This is a genomic window from Streptomyces sp. NPDC058872 (genome assembly GCF_042743065.1).
Taxonomy (GTDB): Bacteria; Actinomycetota; Actinomycetes; order Streptomycetales; family Streptomycetaceae; genus Streptomyces.
The window spans coordinates 1-18,898 of sequence record NZ_JBHYMK010000080.1 but is presented as its reverse complement, the minus strand read 5'-3'; the positions used below and the strand labels follow the sequence as shown (position 1 = coordinate 18,898).

Below are 18,898 nucleotides of genomic sequence, written 5' to 3'. Positions count from 1 at the left end.
CACCACCGGGTCTCCGCGGGGCTGCCCGCTGCGAGCGCCCCGGTCGGCAGTCCGCGGACGTCGACCGTCAGGTCGAACGCCACGTGCCGCAGTGGTCCGGGCGCGGGGGCAGGTTCGGGACGGGTTCCCCGACGCCGCACGGCTGGCCCGTTTCCCGCAGCTTGCGGTGCAGAGCGCGGGCAGTGCGCTGATCGCGGTGGGCGTCGCGCTCACCGGCCTCGCCGACGGCCCCGTCGGCTACACCGCCTCGGTCGTCACCTGGTCACTCGGCGAGGTCGTCGTCGCGGGCATCGCGGCCGGTGTCTTCGCCAACCTGGCCCCGGCACACGCCCGCGGCCGGTACCAGGGAGCCTTCACCTGGACCTGGGGCACGGCCCGCTTCGGCGCCCTCACCCTGGGCGTCACCACCTACACGGCACTGGGCCCGGCAGCCCTCTGGTGGACGGCGCTCATCGCAGGGACCGCCACGGCGGCGGCGACCCTGGCCCTGAAGGCCCGCATCGCCCGCCGCACCGCCCACGAACTGGTGGCGTGAAGGGGGGAACCCCGAACGTGGGTCCCACCCCCTCAAGCCCACTCCCTCAAGCCCACCCCCTCAAGCCCGGTCCTCAGTCCCGCCTGATGTGCTCCGGATCGACGTGCCGCCGCACCATGGGGAGGGAGGCCAAGCCCGCGGCGAGCAGCACCCCCAGCGCACAGACGAACAACAAGGGCAGCCCCTCCCAGTCCCAGTGCACCGAACCCCCGCCGGTGATCAGGTAACTGGACTCGGCGAGCCACCCGGTGACGATCGCCGCCCCCAGCCCCACCACCAACGGCACCAGGACCTGAACCACCTGCACCATCCGCAAGGTCCCCGCCCGAGCGCCCAACAGCGCCAGCGCCGTCACCTGTCCCCGCCGCTCCATGGCCCGATCGGCCGCCGACACCACGAACGCAGCCACCCCGATCACCAGCCCGAGCGTCATCCCCACGACCAACAGACTCCTGATGACAGTCAGTTGGGCAAGCGAGTCGATCACGATCCCCACGGGCTCCACGGCCGCGGTGGGTGCGATCCCCCCGATCCCGTCGAGCACGGCCCGAACGGTGTCGGGATCGGCATCGCTGACGAGGGTGAGCACTCCGTTCGCGTCCGCGAGGCCGGAGGGAAGGAGCGAGGGAGGGACGAGGAGAGCGCCCGACCGGAAGACGGACGCACCCCAGGGGTGCAGATCGACCTGCTCTGCAGGAACCGTGAGCAGGACCCTGCGACCGTCCTCCAAGGCAAAGGGGTAGCGCTCGCCCGCCTTGGGGTCGTACTCAGAAGGCGTGTGACCGTCATGCAGCTGCATGACGCGCCCCTCCACGCAGCCCGTGGCCTGCCGTGTGTACGCGGCGAGTTGTCCGCAGGTGCCGACCACCAGGTCGGCACGTGTGACGTCGCTCCCGTCCAGAGGATCCCAGGAGCTGTACGAGACGGTCGCCATCCGCACGCCGGGAACCCCGGCCAGCGCCTCTCGCTGCACCTGGGAGACGTCGCTCAGCCGAAGATTGTACTCCTGAAGCGGAGCCGTCCGCCTGCTGACCTGATCCAACTCGATGAGGACGCCCTGCGTGAGCGAGGCCCCGAACACCAGCAACACCAGACCGGTCACCACCCGCAACGAAGAGCCCGGATCCACCTCCGTCCGCCGCATCGCCAAAGCCACGGGCAACGACTCGACCACGCTGCCCAATCGCCGAGCGAGCCGGGCCGTGATCGGAGCCAACCCGAAGACGAGCCCGGCGCCCGTCAACAACACGGCCCCCGGCACCAGCAGCGAACTGGCCGCTCCTCCAGCCGGAACCCTTCCCAGGGCACCGAGCACGCAGTAACCGACGATGATCCCGAGCCCCGGGACGAGGAGCAGCACCCCGAACTTCTTCGGAGGCTTCCGCTCCCCGGTGCGCCGCACGTCGATCGGCGACAGGACGGCCTGCCGTGCACTGAACTGCCCCACGAACCAAGCGAGTGCCGGACACCCCAACAAACACACCGCAACCGTCACCAACTCCGGCCGCCCGTCGGCCGGATACCAATGCAACCCGGGTAGTCCGACCCTGGACATGAGTTCGTTGGCTAGCAGGTATCCAGTGAGTCCGAGCACGGCACCCACTGAGGCGGCCAGGACGCTCTCCCCCGCATTGACCCGCAAGGTGTCCTTCACGCTTAGCCCGACGAGTCGGAGAGCTGCGAGCCGACGAGCGCGTGACTCCCCTGAAAGCCGGGCGCAGACGGATAGGTAGATGACCAGGGGAAGCAGCACGATGCACCCGAGGGTGAACCTCAGGACAGCGAGTGCCGAGGGGTCGACGATTTGCCGCCACGATCGGCCGGTTCCGAAGCTGCCGAGTTCCTTTGGATCGGTGAGTTCTGTCGGAGTGGTGCCGATGTAGGCGTACAAATCTTCAGTGTCGCCCAATCCTTCGGGGGCGATGGTTCCGATTGCCCGACCTGGGATCAAGCCGGATGATCTCGGGTTGGTGCGCAAGAGGTCGGCAAGCCTTGGTGAAATAATCACCTCACCCTTGTTCGGTAACCTCTTCACTCCAGGGGGGAGCGGAGTTGGGCCGGGTGCTGTCCGTGCGACAAATAGGCGATGTAGCGGCTGCGTCCCATACGGGTCACGGAATTCCTGGTATAGGATATTACTTTTCCCTGGAATCGGCTCTCGCGCTGCCGTACGGGCGTCATGGGAGGTGAGGATTGACGGGATGGTGAGCACCGTGGACAGGCAGAAGACTCCAAGAGTCGAACCGAGTGTCATGAGCAGGAAGCGGGCTTTCCCTCGACGCCCGCTTCTCCACATGAGGCGCAGCCCAAGGGTAAAAGTGCTCACACGGCCACCCGTTGGGATAGGAGGCCATCTGACATCGTGTACTGAGTGTCGGCCTTTGCGGCGACATCCGCGTCGTGCGTGACGATTACTAGGGCTGTCTTTTGTCTCCGTGCCAACTGTAGGAACTCGCTCAGCACGGTATCTGCATTCGTGCTGTCGAGCGCGCCGGTCGGTTCATCTGCGAAAACGACATCGGGTCGGTGTACCAGAGCCCGTGCGACGGCCACGCGTTGACTCTGACCACCTGACAACTTTGAAGTTCGGCGCCGTAGCAGATCGCCCATCCCGAGTCGCGTGAGGACCTGACCGGCCATCGCATGGGCGTGTTCTTTACTGATTCCTGCGAGACGGAGGGGTAGCGCTGCGTTCTCTTCTGCGGTTAGCTCCGGCAGTAACTCCCCATATTGAAAGACGAACCCAAGTCGAGTGCGACGTAAGGAGCTTAGCTCTCCATCGGGAAGACGTGAGAGGTCGACCCCGTCGAATGCCACAGCGCCGCTCGTCGGGGTGAGGACTCCAGCCAGGCAGTACAGCAGTGACGACTTTCCTGACCCGCTACTCCCCATGATGGCGGCTACTTCGCCGCGCTTGAGTGTGAAATCGACGTTTCTCACGGCTTGTTCATTGCCGTAAGAGAGGCCCACGCCTTCGGCGTGGAGGATGACGTCCGTCACGGTGTGCTCCCTGTGGATGGGGAGCCGTGGCTCGGAACTCCCCGGGCTGGCTACTAGTCTCGCGAGAAAAGACGTTCCGGTGAGCAGTAGTCGGGTCGGAAGGATCCGCGGTCGACGCAAGCGTGAATCCGCACTTGCTTAGTCTTCAAGACGGCTCCGTCGTAAAAAACCTTGTCAACCTTGACGTGCTTCTTCTGGGTCCCGGTGAGGTGGCCCCATGGGTAACCTTCGACCCTTACGCGAAGGTAGACGTTGTGGCCGTCGTTGACGCTTTCGTCTCGCAGTTCGCCCTTTACGTGCAGTCCGCTCGGGACCTTGGTTGGGGACTGCCACTGGTACGTCCCGACGAACGCAACGCCAGGCGCTCGCATCAGCAACTCGCGCCCGGAGTCGGCCGCAGCCGCCCCCACCCCTCCGAAGAACAGCCCCGCGGCCACCGTCGCCGTTGCCAACTTCCTCATGGACATCCCCAAGTTGAGTGTGCCGACTGATCGTCACAGAAAGTAGCGGCATCGCTACCGGGGTGGTGGAGGAGGAACGTCCCTCCCTCGGATCACCCCCCGATCCGGTGAACGGCCCCCTTCGTGCTCCTGGTCAGCCCTGTGGGTCTCGCCCGTGCCGTGCGGGTTCTGTTCCTCGGCTTCGGCCCTCGGCTGACGCCCGGATCCCGAAGGAGCGAAATACGGCCACGTACGGGGTGCCGCCCGGGTTCGCGGTGGGCCGGTTGTACGTCAGGTGCGGTGCTCGGCCGGATTACTGCCGTCGCTCAGTGCGCCGCTCGTACACCATCACCCTGCGCCCGTGGGCCTGGCCGTCGGCCACCAGGGCGAAGCGTTTCCCCAGTACGGCGATCTTCGCGCTGTCCCGCTCCGTCCCCGCGACCGGTTCTGGTCCCCCTCCTGCGTCCGTGACCAGCACTATGCGTTGCTGGGCGAGCATTGCCTCCCTTATGCGGGCGGGGGAGGCCTCCACGCCCTTCAGCGTTCCCGACTCCTCCGGGCCTTCCGCGAGCGCGATGTCCCGCAGGCCGGTGAAGGCGTCGGGAGAGACGAGCCGGGTGTCCCGACGCGCGGCCGGTACGTAGAGGACGGCGTCCCCGGGACGACTCAGCCGCCGTACCTCTCCGGCTGTGGCGAGGACGTCGTCGACCCGGCTGTCCGGAGACCTCTTGGCCAGCGACTGCGGCAGCAGTGCGACCGCCGCAGCGGTGACGGTCGCCGGGACCATCCACCGCGAGGCCCGCGGGAGGAGGGGCGCGGCTGCCCGTTCCGCTGCGGAGACGATCGATCCGAGCAGCAGTGCCAGACCCAGCATGCTGAACAGCACGTACCGTTCCAGGAAGAGCGGCCTGACCAGGGAGATGCCGATCAGGCTGATGTGGGGCACTACCAGGAGCGGTAGTCCGACGGCGGCCACCGACAGCCGGCCGCTCCCCCCGGCCGCGGCTCTGCCCGTCGCCCGGTCCGTCGCTCGCCGGTCCGCCAGGGCCCCGATGCCGCCCAGGGCCAGCAGGACGGCCGGGCCGATCAGCATGTGCCAGGTCAGCGGAGGGATCCAGGAGACCTGTTCGGACTGGGTCAGGCTGAAGAGGACCAGGGGGAGGACACCCGCCGCGGCGGTGGCCGAGGCGACCGCCCAGCACGTCCACACCTCGCGGCCCGCCCGCGCCCGGAGCAGGGTCACCAGGTGTGCCGGCAGGATCAGCAGCGAGAGCCAGTTCAGCAGGCCGCAGACCAGGACCGTGGCGCCGTACGCGGTCCAGCGGACGGCGGCGCGACGGCTCCGGGTGCCTCCGGCGTCCTCACGGTCGCGCGCCCGCCGGCCGCCCGTACCGTCCCCGCCCTGCACGGAGGCCACCAGCAGCAGCGTGGAGATCCCGGCTCCGGCCGTGACCAGCGCATAGGGCCGTCCTTCCTGGAGGTGGAACTGGACGGCCGGCAGCAGCCCGAGCACCAGTCCCGCTGTCAGTCCGGAGCCGACTCCCGCAGAAGTCCCGCCCAGGCGCCGCCCGATGACCGCCACACAGGCGGCAGCCACCGACAGGGCCAGGACAGACGGCAGCCGCAGGACCGTCGTGCCGGGGCCGAAGCACGCGAAGAGCGCGTGCATGAACAAGTAGTAGAGCCCGTGGACGACGTCGACGTTCTCCAACATCCGCAGGATGTCGGCAGTGGAACGCCGTGCCACCTGCCAGGTGGCGGCTTCGTCCCGCCACACGCTGTTCCGTCGGGACAGTCCCCACAGCCCGAGGGCGAGGGTCCACAGCAGGGGGATCAGCCAGGTGCGACGACGTTTCATGATCGGGATCGTGCCGCAGGCGATGCCCTGGGGCAGGAGCCCCGTCCAGCGGCCGGCGCCCGCCGACGGATGGCTTTCGGCCAGGTGTCCCCGGTGTGCTGCAGCGGGTGGGCCCGGTGGGACGCGCCGAGGACCTGTGGTCACGGGGCGGCTGCCGTCCGGACCCACGTGCGGTCACGGAGCGGCAGCCGTCCCGCCCCGCGCTCGTGGTCAGCGGCGCATGACGGTGCTTCACAGGGGCAGCTCCAGCCAGACGGTCTTGCCGCGACCGCTGGGGGACGTGCCCCAAGAGCTCGCCAGGCTTTCCACGATGAGGAGGCCACGGCCGTGTTCCGCCTGGGCGTTCTCCCCTCCGGACACGGAGATCGGCGAGGGAATGGGGGGAGTCGCGTCGGAGTCGCGCACCTCCAGCCGGATGTGATCCGGGCCTTCGCGCAGCCGCAGGTCGACACGGCTGTCCGCATGGATCAGCGCGTTGGTCACCACCTCCGAGGCCAGGAGCTCCAGACTGTCCACGAGTTCCTCGCGGTCCCAGGCGCGGAGGTTCTCCCGGACGAACCTCCGCGCGGCCTGGACGCCCAGCAGGTCGTGCCGCTGGATCTCCATTCGCTCGAAGCGGCGCCTCGACCCCGGCACCGGGCCCTCGTAGCGCGCGAGGAGCAGGACGACGTCATCGGTGCGTTCCGAGGACGCGGGCAGGGTGGCGACGATCCGGTCCGCGAGTTCTTCCAGGTGGTGCCCCGGATCGGAGGGGTCGGCCGCCAACAGTTCCCGGACCCGGGGCATCACGTCGACGTCCCGGACGGCGGTCAGCCCGTCGGTGTAGAGGAGGAGCAGGGTGCCCGGTTCGAGGAGGGATTCGACGCTCCGGTACGCGACCCCGGAATGGACCCCCAGGGGGACGTCGACGGGTGCGTCGGGGGTGTCGATGCCCCCGTCGGGGCGCCGTACGAGTGGTGGGGGGTGGCCGGCCGATGCCACTTCCACCGCGCCCTGCGCGGCGTCGACCCGGACGCAGCAGCACGTCGCCAGCAGTTCGGTGTCCAGCTCGGCGAGCAGGTCCGCGGTCCGGCTGAGCACCGCGGCCGGGCCGTGTCCTTCGCGGGCGTAGGCGAGCATCGCGCTGCGCAACTGTCCCATCAGGACCGCGCTCTCCACGTTGTGGCCCTCGACGTCGCCCACGATCAGACAGATCTTCCTGTCCGTCAGGGTGATCACGTCGTACCAGTCGCCTCCGATTCCGGAGGCCGAGGCGGCAGGGAGGTAGCGCGCGGTCGTGACCATGTCGGGCAGGTCCCCGAGGATCCGTGGGAGCAGCCACTTCTGCACGCTTTCGGCGAGCGCGTGCTTCCTCTCGTCGAGCCCGACGCGCTCCAGGGCCCGGGCCAGCAGGCTCGCCATCATCATGGCCGTCGCCTGCTCCTCCGGGGCGAACCGACGTTCCTCCGCGAAGCCGAGGACGCAGACGCCCACCGGGACGTCGCCCGCTCGGAGGGGCAGGTAGGCCCAGGCGCGGCAGCCGTCGTCGGGCGCGTCGGGATGGGCGGAGAGCAGCTGGGCACGGTCGGGGAACAGCAGGAGGTCCCTGCTGCGCAGGGCGTCGGCGTAGGGGGAGGGGCCGTCGGCGGAGGCGCCGTGGATCGAGCGGAGGGCACCGACGCTGGTTCCGTGGTGGGCCGTTACCCAGAGCCGCCCGTCGCCGAAACCGGTGATGACGAGGGACCGCGCACGGTACGGCTCCATGATCCTGGCCCGGGCGGCGTCGGCCACGGCATGGAGGTCCCCGGCCCGGTTGAGGGCTTCGGAGAGCTTGTGCAGGTGGTACATCAGGGTGGTCCCGTACGAGCCGGGGATCTCGGGCAGGCCCCAGCCCCCGATGGGTTCGGGGTGCGCAGGCTGCCGTACGGGCTCGATCGGGAAGACCGTGGGGTGGAGCGGCGGCTCGGGCAGGGGCCCGTGTTCCGCGTACGCCGCCAGGCCGTCGGCCAGTCGGTCGCCGATGGTGCGGAGCCGGCGGCGCTTCGTGGTGTCCAGGGCGCCGTGGTGGGTGGGGAGCCGGACGAGGGTCAGCGCGCCGAACCGGTGGTCGCCCGATTCCAAGGGGGTGGACGCCACCGAGTACGGGAAGGGGACGAGCCGCGCGAGCCCCGGGTCGTCGGCGCGGATCTCGGGCTCCCCGATGACGGTGACCGTGCCGGTCCGCCAGGCCGTCGACGAAGCGTACGGGGCGTCGACGGCGATCCGTTCCGGCATGGTGAAGACCACCGGGGGAGAACCGCCGATCAGGGCGGCCCGTAGCCACCGGCCGTCCCGGTCCAGCAGGTAGACGATTCCGGTGACGGCGTCCAGCGCGGTGAGGGCCTCCCGGATCGCCGTGCTCATCAGCCTTCCGTGCGGGACCGTGCCCAGGGGGGCGGGGGCAAGGGAGGGGGAGGGCCGAGGGTGCTCGACAAGGGGCTTCCGGTCGGCAGGTGACATGGCGCTGACCTTCCGCTCGCCGGCGTGCCGGGGGCGCGGGGCCGGTGGGTGCGGGTCTTCCGCGCGGCCGTCGGTGGTCTGCCTCCCGCGCCACGCCCGGCACGCCTTCTCTCTGTCCATCATGCGCCTGCCGGGCCTCTTCGGGGAGCCGATGGGGTCGTGCCGTCCGGTCTCGGGGACGGCGGAGGGGCGGACCTCGTGGTGAGGTCCGCCCCGGTGCGTCCGGACGGGTGCGCCTGCCCCTGTGTGTCCGCCCCGGAGTGTCCGGGCGGATGCGCCTGCCCCTGTGTGTCCGCCCCGGGATGTCCGGGCGGGTGCGCCTGACCGGCCGGGATGGCCGGGATGGGGCTGGTCAGAAGGTCAGGGACCAGGAGTCGATCTTTCCGGTGTCCCACCAGGCGTTGTCATGGACCCGGAGGTTCCAGATGCCGTTGGCGGGGGACGCCGAGGCGTCGACGGTGTAGGTCGCGAGCAGGTCGTCGTTGCTTCCGCCGACCCCGTAGTCCTTGAGCAGGTGGACCCTGCCGTCCGGTGCCAGGAGCTCGACCCGGAGGTCTCCGACGTAGGTGTGCTTGATGTCCACCTCGACCTTCAGCGCGGACGGGGCGTTGCCCGAGCGGCCCTTGACCCCGATCGGCGATTCCGAGGTGGCGTGGTCGTTGATCGCGTAGTCGGCGGTGTTCTCGTAGCGGTCGCCGTCGGGCGGCTGCGGGGGCTCGCTCCCTCCGGCGGCGACGTGCAGCAGCCGGTTCGGGCTGCCGCTTCCGGGGTCGCCGACGACCCCCTCGGTGGCCGCCGAGGTCAGGGCGGCGGAGACCTGGGCCGGGGTCGCCGACGGGTTGCCCGCGAGGTAGACGGCGGAGGCGCCCGCGACGTGCGGGGCCGCCATCGAGGTGCCCGAGATGGTCTGGCGGTCCGTGTCGCTGCCGTTCCAGGCCGAGGTGATGCCGTAGCCGGGGGCGAACAGGTCCAGGATGCTTCCGTAGTTGGAGAAGTACGCCCGGTCGTCGCCGTTCGTGGTCGCTCCGACGGTCAGCGCCTGGGAGACGCGGGCGGGCGAGGATCCGGAGGCGTCCTCGTCCTCGTTTCCGGCCGCGACGGCATAGGTGATGCCGGCGGCGATCGAGTTGCGGACGGCGTCGTCCAGGGTGGTGTTGGCACCGCCGCCGAGGCTCATGTTGGCGACGGCCGGTTTGACGGCGTTGCGGGTCACCCAGTCGATGCCCGCGACGACACCGGAGACGGTGCCGGAGCCCTCGTCGTCGAGCACCCGGACCGCGACGACCTTCGCCTTCTTGGCGACGCCGTAGGAGGAGCCCGCGACGGTGCCGGCGACGTGGGTGCCGTGGCCGTGGCCGTCGGCAGCGGTGTCGTCGTCGTCGACGGCGTCGTAGCCGTAGGAGGCGCGACCGCCGAAGTCCTGGTGGGTGATCCGGACTCCGGTGTCGATGATGTACGCGGTGACTCCCGCGCCGGCGGAGTCCGGGTAGCGGTAGGTCTGGTCGAGCGGCAGCTTCTGCTGGTCGATCCGGTCCAGGCCCCAGGAGGGCGGGGAGGGCTGGGTGCCGCTGACCCTGACCACTTGGTCCTGGACCACCGATTCGACCGCCGGGTCCGCGGCGAGTTGCTCGGCCCGCGCCTCGGACGTTTCCACCGCGTAACCGTTGAGGGCCGCGGTGTACGTCCGCGTCACCTTGGCGCCGTAGCGCTCGGCGAGCGCCCTGCCGGAGGCGCCGTCGGAGTCGGCGAGGGAGGCGCGGAGGGTGACGAGGTAGCTGCCGGGAACGGCATCGGCATCGGCCGCGTACGGGATGCCGCCGGTGCCGCCGGTTTCCGCCGCAGCGGACGGGGCGGCGAGGGAGCAGGCGCCCAGGGCGGAGGCCAGCAGGAAGCCGGCCAGGCTGGTCCTGCGTCGCCGCGTGCGTAACACGGACATGGGGGGTTCTCCTTGTGAGAGGTGTGGTGTCGCGGGGTTCCGCAAACTTGGCAGGCCCATGACAATTCCGAATGTGGAGGAACTGCGCGGAAAGTGTGCTCGCCGTGGGGCTGCGGGCAGAACAGTGACCCATCCCCCTCCAATCCGCAAGGCCGTTGCGCCACTTGCTTGGTGCGCCTCGCGCTCCGGTCAATCCACCTGCTCCGGCCGCCCTGGCCACTCCATCTGCTCCGGCCACTCCAGCAACTCCATCTGCTTCGGCCACTCCAGCCGCTCTGGTCGCAGGGATCCCCGTCGCACCGCCGACGGCAGGGCGGGCGCGGGGCTGATCACGGATCGGCAACGCGACGGGAGGTGCGCCCCCGGACTCGCTCCCCCTTCGTGACAGGGGCCTGACGCGTCCCACGCCAAGCGGTCAACCGCCGGCGAACAACTGCCCCGGTGCAACGGATCCACCGGTCGCTCCTCTCCACCCGCCGTGCACACGGCTCGGGGAGGGCGGCACGTCCGGACGCCGACGACCGGAGGGGGCCCGCCCGGGCCGCACGCACAGGAGGAGCACGGATGCACAGGAGACCGACCACCGCCGCCCGCACGAAGGTCGGAGCCGCGGTCGCCGCCGTGGCACTGGCCGCCGTGGGCCTGCAGAACGCCGCGGCCTCCGAGCCGGACCTCGACCGGAGCGTGGCGGACGCGGCGGCCGACGTGGCGCGCCACCCCAAGGCGTTCGGCTACGGGCCGGGCCAGGAACTGCAGTTCAGGGACGCCGTCCTGGATGACGACGGCACCCGGCACATACGCTTCGACCGCACGTACCGCGGACTCCCGGTCATCGGAGGGGACCTGGTGGTCCACCAGGACGCGAGTGGCAGGATGACGCACTCCTCGCGCGCCAAGGGAAACCGCCCCGTGGTCGGCTCCACCGATCCCGTGGTGTCCGCGGAGGAGGCCGCAGCCGGGGCCCGTCGCCTGGCCGCCGACATCCGCGAGGCCACCGTCGACCCCCGATTGGTCGTCTGGGCCGTGGAGGGCGTTCCCCGGCTGGCCTGGCAGACGACGGTGCGGGGCGCGGGAGCGCACGACCAGCCCACCGGACTGGTGGTCGTCACCGACGCCACCACCGGCGAAGGGATCGAGAGCTACGCCTCCGAGCACCAGGTGCGAGGAGAAGGGCGCTCCGCGTACACCGGCAAGGTGCCCCTCGGTACGACCGCGAGCAGAGGGGGCTTCCTCCTGATCGACCCGGTCCGTGGACACGTCACCAAGGACGCCCGGAACATCCGTCCCGGCAGGGTGAACGCCGCGTCCGGCACGGTGTTCACCGATGCCGACAACGTCTGGGGCGACGGCCGCACCGCATCGCGGGACCGGGCCACCGCTGCGGTGGACGCACACGCCAACACCGCGCTGACCCACGACTACTTCAAGCGGACCTTCGGTCGGGACGGCATCAGGGGTGACGGCCGGGCGCCCACCGTCTTCGTCCACGTCGGCAAGGGCTGGGACAACGCACAGTGGGACGACGACTGCTTCTGCATGCTGACCGGTGATGGCAACGGCCGCAAGGACGCCGAGCAGGTCGACCTCGACACCATCGGGCACGAGATGACCCACGGCATCACCGATGCCACCGCCCGGCTCCGCTACCGGGGCGAGTCCGGCGGGCTCAACGAGGCGACCAGCGACATCTTCGGCACGATGGTGGAGTGGTACGCGAACAACGGGAACGACGTCCCCGACTACCTGTTCAGCGACCGGTCGACGCCGCCCTGGCTGCGCCGCTTCGACCAGCCCTCCCGGGACGGCCGTTCGCCCGACTGCTGGAGTCCCAAGGTGCGCAGGATGGACCCGCACCAGTCGTCCGGAGTGGGCAACCACTGGTTCTACCTGGCGAGTGAGGGCAGCGGCCGCAAGGTCCTCAACGGAACGGCGTACAACAGCCCCACCTGTGACGGATCGAGGGTGACGGGGATCGGCAACGAGAAGGTCGCGAAGATCTGGTACCGGGCCCTGACGGTCTCCATGACCTCGACCACCGACTACCACGAGGCCCGGGCCGCAACCCTGGACGCCGCACGCGACCTCTACGGAAAGGGCGGCAAGGAGTACCGGACGGTGAAGGAGGCCTGGACCGCGGTCAACGTCGGCTGAGCCGGCGCTCCGGGCGCGGCAGGGCGTTGTCCTGCCGCGCTGACGGCAGCGGGGGCCGGGGCCCCGTCGCCGAGGAGGTCACTCGCGGTTCCTCGGCCGTTCCTCGACGAGTCGGCCGAAGACGATGAGCCGCCCCCGACTGCTGAACTCGGGGGTGCACGTCGTCAGGGTGAGGTACCGGCCGGGCGCGGTGAAGGGCGATCCCCCGGGGACCGGTCGGAGGACGCTGACGTCGCTCGGCGGCGTTTCCGGGATGCGGCCGGCGACCTCGTAGGAGTACGAGGCCGCTGCGGTCTCCAGGACGATCCGGTCCCCGGGCACCAGCCTGTCGATCTTCCGGAAGGGCTCGCCGTGGGTGTTCCGGTGGGCGGCCAGCACCACGTTCCCCACGGGGTCGGACGGCATTCCCGTGTCCGTGTAGTGCCCCACCAGACCCTTGTCGAGCACCTGCTCCGTCCCGGTGCCCTCCGCGACCGGGGACGCCAGTCCCAATGCGGGAATGCGGATGATCGCGAAGCCCTCGCCCGGCGCGAACGCACCCGTCCCGTCCTCGCCCGGATGCTCCGGGACCCCGTCGCGCCACGCCCGTTCCAGCTTCGTCCGTGCGTCCTCGGCCTCGGCGCGGGCCTGCACGTTCGTCCACCACACCTGGTGGACGACGAAGAGGACCATGGCCAGTCCCGAGGTGATCAACAAGGCGCTCGCGCTCCGGGCGACGGCCGCGGAGGGCGGCTCCTTGCGGCGGCGGCGCGCACCGGTCCGGCGGCGGGGCGCCCGGCGCCGTCCGGAACCGGCTCCGCGACGGGCCGCCCGCCGGCCACCGGGCCGTCGTGACGGGCCCGTCCCCGAATCCGGTGCCACGGGCGCCGCTGCGGGAGCCGGCTCCGGTGGGAACAGCGCTCCGAGGACGTCTTCCTGCTGGTGGGCGGACAGGTCGGGGGTCCGGGGGGTGGGGTCGTACGCCTGCGCCGGATGTGGGTACCAGGCGTCCGGCGCCTGTGGCGGTGGGGAGACCGGCGGCGGATGGGGGTGCTGATGCTGATGGGGATAAAGATGTTGATGGGGACGGGGTGGAGCGGGAAGGTCGCGAGGCGCTGCGACCGGGGCGTACGCCTGTGGTGGGCCCGTGTACCAGGAGTCCGACGACCCGAGCGGAGGGCTGGTCGGCGGAGCGTACGGATGCGGGTGGGCGGGCCGCTCGTGGGGGTGGGAAGCCGGGTCGTACGCCCGTGGCGCAGGGGGGTACCGGGATTCCTGCCACTGGACCGGCGGGTACGGCTGCCAGGCCGCGGCGGCGTCCTGGTGCGCGGCGTCCTCCGGATGTGTCGTGGCCATGGGGAGGGTGCCTCCGGAGGCTCGGCGGGCCGGGGCCCTGCGGGATGGTGGACGGCGGTGAAGGAGTCGGTGCAGCCGGGGCACGACGGCAGGGCCCGCGAAGGGGGCGGGAGGAGCTCCCGTGACGAGGCGCCGCCCCGGTGCCCCGTCGCCGGAGGAGCCGGCTCGTCGGCACCGGCCCCGCGGTGCCGGGGGACGCGCGCACCGCGGGGCCTGGGGGGACGGGGGCGGTGTCCGGCCCGGCCGGACACCGCAGGGGTGCGGGTCAGTTGCCCTGGGTGGCTCCGCGGCGGGAGCGGGCGCGGCGGGCCGCGGTGAACCAGCCGCCGAGGAGGAGCGCACCGCCGCCGAGGGCGGTCAGGGTGAGGGTGGTGCCGTCGCTGCCGGTGGCGGCGAGGTTCTGGCCCGCGAGGCCGGGAGCCTTGCCGACCTTGCCGGACGCGGCGGCCTCGGAGGACGGCGTGGCGTCCGGGGCGGTGCCGCCCTGCGCGGCCGTGTTCTGCGCGGCTTTCTGCTTCGCGGAGTCGGTCCCGCTGTCGTCCACGTCGCCGGGGGCGGTGGGCACGGCCGGGTCGGTCACCTCCTGCGGGGCGGTGGAGTCGGCCGCCTCCTCCGGCGCGACGGCGGTGCTGGGCGCGGTGTCCTTCGCCGGGGCCTTGCCGTCGAGGCCGACCGTGACGGTGGCCGCGTCAGCGGTCCGGCCGGTGATCCTCACCGTCACCCGGGAGGCGTCGTCGCGGAGTTCGGTGACGCCGGCGCCGCGGTCGGTCGTGGACAGGACGATCGGGACGGCGGTGTGGTACTTGCCGTCCTCGACGCGGTAGGCGTAGACGCCGTCGAGGTTCTTGTCCAGGTGGCCGGACGGACGGCGGTACTCCAGCAGCAGGCTCTGCTTGTCCCCCATCGGGATCTCCAGTGCCCGGGTGCCCTTCTGCGCGCCGTAGAGGGGCTTGAGGGAGAAGGTGCCGGAGCCGGTGACGCGCTGGTGCTCGGCGGTCTCCAGCCAGCCCATCCGGATCAGTTGGTTGGCCGACAGCCCGGCCGCGCCGTTGCCGCCCATCGGCGACCGGCCCTCGACGGCGGCCCGCTCCGGGCAGGCGACCAGGTTGCCGTCCTCGCACTGGTAGCGGACCTGGTGGCCGAAGCCGATGTTGTGCCCGAACTCGTGCCGGACCGTCGTCTCGGAGACGGTGTTGTTGCCGGTGTTCATCCAGGTGTAGCGACCGCCGACGGAGCCCATGCCGACCCAGTAGCACTGCATGTGGGGCAGGACGATCGACAGGTAGTCCCAGTCCTTCCCGCGCACCAGGCCCTTGGCGGCTACCTGCGCCTCGGCGTCCTCGCGGATCTTCCGCAGCGCGCCGTCGCCGCCGCAGCCGGCCTTCTCCTTCAGGGTCAGCGGGCCGACGACCTTCTCCTTCACCGCGGGCCCGAAGGTGAACCGGCCCCGCGACGCCTCACTGAAGTACGTCGACAGCGACTCGCCCGGACCGAAGTACTTGTCCAGGGCATCCGCCCGCATCGCGGCCGCGTCCGGGTGCGCACGGTCGGCGAAGTTCGCCACGACGACCAGGACCCGCCCCGTCTTGCCCTCGTCGGCCGCCGCGGCCGGGGAGGCCGAGGCCCCGACCGCCAGTGTGGTGAGCGACGCCGCGGCGGCCAGGACCCTGCCGAATCTCGTGTTCATCTGCTCTGTGCTCCCGTTGCTCGAAGGCTGATGCACCAGGAGAGAGCGGGAACCGGCCGCGCCCTCGCGCGCCGTTACCTTTCCGTTATGTTCGGCTCGGCCGGAGGGGGAGGTCCCGGGTGCGCGCGTCAGGTGGTCGAGCCCGGAACCGGGCGGCCCGCAAGGCGGGACCGCGTCCATCTCGGTCCACAGGTCGACGGGTGCGGGGGCGGGAAGGCACCCAGGGGCCGTCCGAGTCCGGCGCGATCACCTCCCTGGGCCTCGGGAACTGCTTGCGGCTCAGGGCGAATTCCGTGCACGAGGACTGGTCCGCCGTGCCGTGCCCCTCCACGTCCCGGACGGCTTGGGGCCGTTCTCCGGTCATCCGCCGGTCGTGTGCCGCGGACGGTCGAAGTGGAGGCCGGGACGGAGTCAACGTCCTTCTCCGGACTCCAGGTTGCGGGTCATCCGCTCCAGGACGGTGACGGCGATCCGGTACTCCTCGCGGCTGATGCCGGCCGTCGACAGCTCGCGGAAGGCATCGACGCGTTCGGCGACCTCGGCGAGGCGGGCACGGCCGTCGTCGGTCAGGGCGAGGCGGCCCGGCTCCGGACGGGCGGCCCAGCCGCCGGCGACGACCGTCCCGATGGCGTCGGTCAGGGCGGTGACGTCGGCGTTGGCTGCCAGGACGGTCAGGACGCCGGTGTCGGTGGCCTGGGGGTCGCCCTCGACGACGTTGAGGACCTGCCAGGCGAGTCGGGTGAGGCCGAACTCGGCCAGCACGGAGTTCATGGAGCCGGTGAGGGCCTTGTCGGTGCGGTTGAGCCAGTAACCGATGGGCTTCATGCGGTGCTCCTGGACGGGTCGGTGGTGCCGGGTTCGGGCGTTGCGGGGCAGCGGTCGCGTGGCCGGTACGGCCGCGGGGCCGCCGAGCTCGGCGTCGACCGGCAGTACGGAGTGTCGGCCGCTCTCCTCCGAGACGGACGTGCGGGCCCGCGCGGTGCGGGCCGGTCCGGATCAGTGCCGGGTGAAGGCGGGGGCGTTCTCGCGGGCCCACTGCCGGTACGTGCGGGCGGGGCGGCCGAGGAGGGTCTCGACGGTGTCGGCGATGGCGGCCGGACCGTGGTCGGCGGCCTCCCACAGGTCGAGCAGCGAGGAGACCACCGACGCGGGCGCGTAGGCGCCCATCTGCTGCTCGGCCTCGGCGCGGGTGAGCCGCTCGACCGGGATGTCACGGCCGAGGACCTCGGAGAGCAGCGCGAGCTGCTCGCGGAAGGTGAGCGACTCGGGGCCGGTCAGGGTGAGCGAGCGGCCGGTGAGGGAGGTGCCGGTCAGGGCCTCGACGGCGATGTCGGCGATGTCCTCGGGGTGGATGGGCGCGGTGTGTGCGTCCGGGTAGGCGAGCTGGACCGGAAGCGACCGACCGATGGAGCGGGTCCACCCGAGGGAGTTGCTGGCGAAGGCGTCCGGGCGCAGGAACGTGCAGGTGAGCGCGGAGGCGGCGAGGGCGTGCTCGACCCGGAGGCTGTGGCTGGCGAGCGGGTCGTCCTCGGCGTCGGGGCCGAGGACGGAGGACGAGGAGAGCAGGACGACGTGCTTGACGCCCGCCTCCTCGGCGGCCTTGACCAGCTCGTGGATGCCGGAGGGCTGGGGGTAGAGGAAGACCTGGCGGACGCCGTGGAACGCGGCGTCGAGGCCCTCGGGCCGGTCGAGGGCGAGCTCGATGGTCTCGACGCCCTTCGGAACGGCCAGTTCGGCGGGGGTGCCGCTGGCGGCGCGCACGGTGAGACCGGCGGAGTGCAGGCGGCCGATGACGGCCCGGCCGACCTTGCCGCGGGCGCCGGTGACGAGGAGGGTCATGGAGTGCTCCATTCGTTGCGCGACAACACATGCATGTTTGCACGCACACATTTGCAAGTCAACACAGACATTCATGAGGACATGCATGTCTGTACGATGGAGGCATGACGAAGCGCGAACCGAAGACGGCGGACGAGCTGCTGGACGCCGTGGGACCGGCCTTCGGGAAACTGCGGCGCTCCTCGCTCCTGGAGGTCGAGGACCCGATCTCCCAGAAGGACCTGAGCCGCACGCTGGTGCTGCGGATCGTCCTGGACGCCGAACGGGAGGACACCGGTGAGGTCACCGTCGGCGCGGTCGCCCAGCACCTGGGCGTGGACCCGTCGGTGGCCAGCCGCATGGTCTCCGACTGCATCTCGGGCGGCTACCTGGTCCGCGCCGCCTCCCAGCGGGACGGTCGCCGCACCGTCCTGCACCTCAGCCCCGAGGGCCGTGAGCTGATGGCCCGCTTCGCCCGCCACCAGAGGTCGGCCTTCGAGTACGTCACCGCCGACTGGAGCGAGCGGGAGCGCCTGGAGTTCGCCCGCCTCATGCTCAAGTACGTCGACTCCCAGGACTCCCTCCGCCACCGGCTCCCGGACAGTGACGCTCCGCGCTGACGGGGACCGGTCCCTCGTGCCCGTGAGGCCTCGCACATGACGAAGGGCCCGGACCGCTCAGGCGGACCTGGGTTCTAGGAGTCGTTGCGACATCGCAGTTCAGGGAATGTATTGGACTTCGGGATCCGCAAGGTCCGGACGGTTCAGGGGCCCGTGGAGCCGAGCCGCGAGCGGGCTGCGTACAGGGGCGTCCGCCTGCGTTCACGCGTGGTCGGTCGCGACTGGTGCCGGGAGCGCTGCGCGTCCCGCCTGAGCGGCCGTGAACGGGGCCGAACGAGAAGGAAACCGAGACGGCCGCCCACGACGCTAGAGCTGGCCCCGCCACCATGGCACGTCCAGGCTGTCGGCCGGGATGACCTTGGCCCTGGCCAGAATCTTCACGTCGAGGGCCCGTACGAGGGTGCGCAACTCGCGCGCGCTCTTCCTGGGCAGCGCGTGGAGCACGGCTTCGAGCTGCTCCCGGAAGCCGGCGCAGTAGCAGCCGCACTCAAGGATGCCGCAACCAGGACCTGAGAGTGGATCCACCAGTTGTCCGAGGGGGCCGTGGGCCAAGGCCTGCCAGTGCCAGAACGCTTCCTCTGTGGCTTCGGGCCAGAAGCGGGTCCGCTCCAGCCGACGCAGGTGAGCTGTGCAAGATCCTGAAAGACGATCGATGGGCGGGTACCGTCGCCGCCTTGGGGAACGGACGGGGAGGTCGCCCCGCAGGGCTGATGGGCGCCTACGCGGCATTGCCCCTTCGGGTGTCGGTCATGGCGGCAAGGTACAGAACGACGTGCCGGGTGGCCACCGCATATCCGGTGGCCGAAGCCCTGAGCTCGGGAGGCACCGGTCCTTGGCCTCTGAGGGGCGCTGTGAACTGCGGAGACGACCTGTCAGCGCCGACCGCGCACCGCCCCCCTTACGAGGTCGGTGTTCCGCAGCGGACCGTGCGGGTGTCGGTCAGAAGGGGGGTGCCTCTATGTCCTTCGTCAAGGTCGAGCGCGTCATGCGGCGGCCGGTTCGGGGGTGCGGGTCTCGTAGAAGGTCCCGTCGCGGAGCAT

At 71.0% G+C, this 18,898-nt stretch carries 14 protein-coding genes; 3 read left to right on the top strand and 11 right to left on the bottom strand.

From position 1 onward, the window contains the following. The first annotated feature begins 91 nt into the window (after positions 1 to 91). Positions 92 to 535 carry a hypothetical protein gene (locus ACFW22_RS32540; protein WP_386411693.1) on the top strand — a complete coding sequence of 148 codons (444 nt, stop codon included), beginning with the start codon at positions 92 to 94 and terminating at the stop codon, positions 533 to 535. Between the two features lie 73 nt (positions 536 to 608). Here ACFW22_RS32540 and ACFW22_RS32535 read toward each other — a convergent pair whose 3' ends face one another. The 6 genes from ACFW22_RS32535 to ACFW22_RS32510 form a co-directional block, all read right to left on the bottom strand. Then, positions 609 to 1,982, bottom strand: a complete 1,374-nt coding sequence (locus ACFW22_RS32535) for an FtsX-like permease family protein (protein WP_386411691.1) — start codon at positions 1,980 to 1,982, stop codon at positions 609 to 611. 875 nt (positions 1,983 to 2,857) lie between these two features. Next, positions 2,858 to 3,535, bottom strand: coding sequence for an ABC transporter ATP-binding protein (locus tag ACFW22_RS32530; RefSeq protein ID WP_386411689.1), 678 nt, complete (start codon positions 3,533 to 3,535; stop codon positions 2,858 to 2,860). A 53-nt stretch (positions 3,536 to 3,588) separates the two neighbouring features. Continuing rightward, positions 3,589 to 3,996, bottom strand: a complete 408-nt coding sequence (locus tag ACFW22_RS32525) for a hypothetical protein (protein WP_386411687.1) — start codon at positions 3,994 to 3,996, stop codon at positions 3,589 to 3,591. A gap of 292 nt (positions 3,997 to 4,288) precedes the next feature. Next, complete coding sequence (locus ACFW22_RS32520) at positions 4,289 to 5,833, bottom strand: hypothetical protein (RefSeq protein WP_386411685.1); 1,545 nt, start codon at positions 5,831 to 5,833, stop codon at positions 4,289 to 4,291. A gap of 231 nt (positions 5,834 to 6,064) precedes the next feature. Beyond that, positions 6,065 to 8,215: a SpoIIE family protein phosphatase gene (locus tag ACFW22_RS32515; protein ID WP_386411683.1), complete on the bottom strand. Its 2,151-nt coding sequence runs from the start codon at positions 8,213 to 8,215 to the stop codon at positions 6,065 to 6,067. 448 nt (positions 8,216 to 8,663) lie between these two features. Further along, positions 8,664 to 10,247 (bottom strand): S8 family serine peptidase, encoded by a 1,584-nt coding sequence (locus ACFW22_RS32510; RefSeq protein WP_386411681.1) that lies wholly within the window; start codon positions 10,245 to 10,247, stop codon positions 8,664 to 8,666. A gap of 564 nt (positions 10,248 to 10,811) precedes the next feature. Here ACFW22_RS32510 and ACFW22_RS32505 point away from each other — a divergent pair. Continuing rightward, positions 10,812 to 12,398, top strand: a complete 1,587-nt coding sequence (locus tag ACFW22_RS32505; protein WP_386411679.1) for a M4 family metallopeptidase — start codon at positions 10,812 to 10,814, stop codon at positions 12,396 to 12,398. Positions 12,399 to 12,476: 78 nt separating this feature from the next. Here the strand turns inward: ACFW22_RS32505 and ACFW22_RS32500 are convergent, their stop codons facing one another. The 4 genes from ACFW22_RS32500 to ACFW22_RS32485 form a co-directional block, all read right to left on the bottom strand. Continuing rightward, positions 12,477 to 13,094 (bottom strand): class E sortase, encoded by a 618-nt coding sequence (locus ACFW22_RS32500; RefSeq protein ID WP_386411677.1) that lies wholly within the window; start codon positions 13,092 to 13,094, stop codon positions 12,477 to 12,479. Positions 13,095 to 13,998: 904 nt separating this feature from the next. Next, positions 13,999 to 15,420 carry a hypothetical protein gene (locus ACFW22_RS32495; RefSeq protein WP_386411675.1) on the bottom strand — a complete coding sequence of 474 codons (1,422 nt, stop codon included), beginning with the start codon at positions 15,418 to 15,420 and terminating at the stop codon, positions 13,999 to 14,001. A gap of 411 nt (positions 15,421 to 15,831) precedes the next feature. Further along, positions 15,832 to 16,245 (bottom strand): MarR family winged helix-turn-helix transcriptional regulator, encoded by a 414-nt coding sequence (locus ACFW22_RS32490; RefSeq protein WP_386411673.1) that lies wholly within the window; start codon positions 16,243 to 16,245, stop codon positions 15,832 to 15,834. Positions 16,246 to 16,416: 171 nt separating this feature from the next. Continuing rightward, positions 16,417 to 17,259, bottom strand: coding sequence for an NAD(P)H-binding protein (locus tag ACFW22_RS32485; protein ID WP_386411671.1), 843 nt, complete (start codon positions 17,257 to 17,259; stop codon positions 16,417 to 16,419). Positions 17,260 to 17,363: 104 nt separating this feature from the next. Here ACFW22_RS32485 and ACFW22_RS32480 point away from each other — a divergent pair, with 104 nt between their 5' ends. Then, positions 17,364 to 17,858 (top strand): MarR family winged helix-turn-helix transcriptional regulator, encoded by a 495-nt coding sequence (locus ACFW22_RS32480; RefSeq protein WP_386411669.1) that lies wholly within the window; start codon positions 17,364 to 17,366, stop codon positions 17,856 to 17,858. Positions 17,859 to 18,164: 306 nt separating this feature from the next. Here the strand turns inward: ACFW22_RS32480 and ACFW22_RS32475 are convergent, their stop codons facing one another. Continuing rightward, the gene (locus ACFW22_RS32475; RefSeq protein WP_386411667.1) at positions 18,165 to 18,383 is read right to left on the bottom strand and encodes a hypothetical protein; all 219 of its coding nucleotides are present in this window, start codon (positions 18,381 to 18,383) and stop codon (positions 18,165 to 18,167) included. Positions 18,384 to 18,898 lie beyond the last annotated feature (515 nt).

What these genes read in the sequence shown, in the direction of transcription:
- ACFW22_RS32485 (WP_386411671.1), bottom strand. Translation starts at nt 17,259, where the DNA reads ATGACCCTCCTCGTCACCGGCGCCCGCGGCAAGGTCGGCCGGGCCGTC.
- ACFW22_RS32510 (WP_386411681.1), bottom strand. Translation starts at nt 10,247, where the DNA reads ATGTCCGTGTTACGCACGCGGCGACGCAGGACCAGCCTGGCCGGCTTC.
- ACFW22_RS32495 (WP_386411675.1), bottom strand. Translation starts at nt 15,420, where the DNA reads ATGAACACGAGATTCGGCAGGGTCCTGGCCGCCGCGGCGTCGCTCACC.
- ACFW22_RS32505 (WP_386411679.1), top strand. Translation starts at nt 10,812, where the DNA reads ATGCACAGGAGACCGACCACCGCCGCCCGCACGAAGGTCGGAGCCGCG.
- ACFW22_RS32490 (WP_386411673.1), bottom strand. Translation starts at nt 16,245, where the DNA reads ATGAAGCCCATCGGTTACTGGCTCAACCGCACCGACAAGGCCCTCACC.
- ACFW22_RS32515 (WP_386411683.1), bottom strand. Translation starts at nt 8,215, where the DNA reads ATGAGCACGGCGATCCGGGAGGCCCTCACCGCGCTGGACGCCGTCACC.
- ACFW22_RS32520 (WP_386411685.1), bottom strand. Translation starts at nt 5,833, where the DNA reads ATGAAACGTCGTCGCACCTGGCTGATCCCCCTGCTGTGGACCCTCGCC.
- ACFW22_RS32525 (WP_386411687.1), bottom strand. Translation starts at nt 3,996, where the DNA reads ATGAGGAAGTTGGCAACGGCGACGGTGGCCGCGGGGCTGTTCTTCGGA.
- ACFW22_RS32480 (WP_386411669.1), top strand. Translation starts at nt 17,364, where the DNA reads ATGACGAAGCGCGAACCGAAGACGGCGGACGAGCTGCTGGACGCCGTG.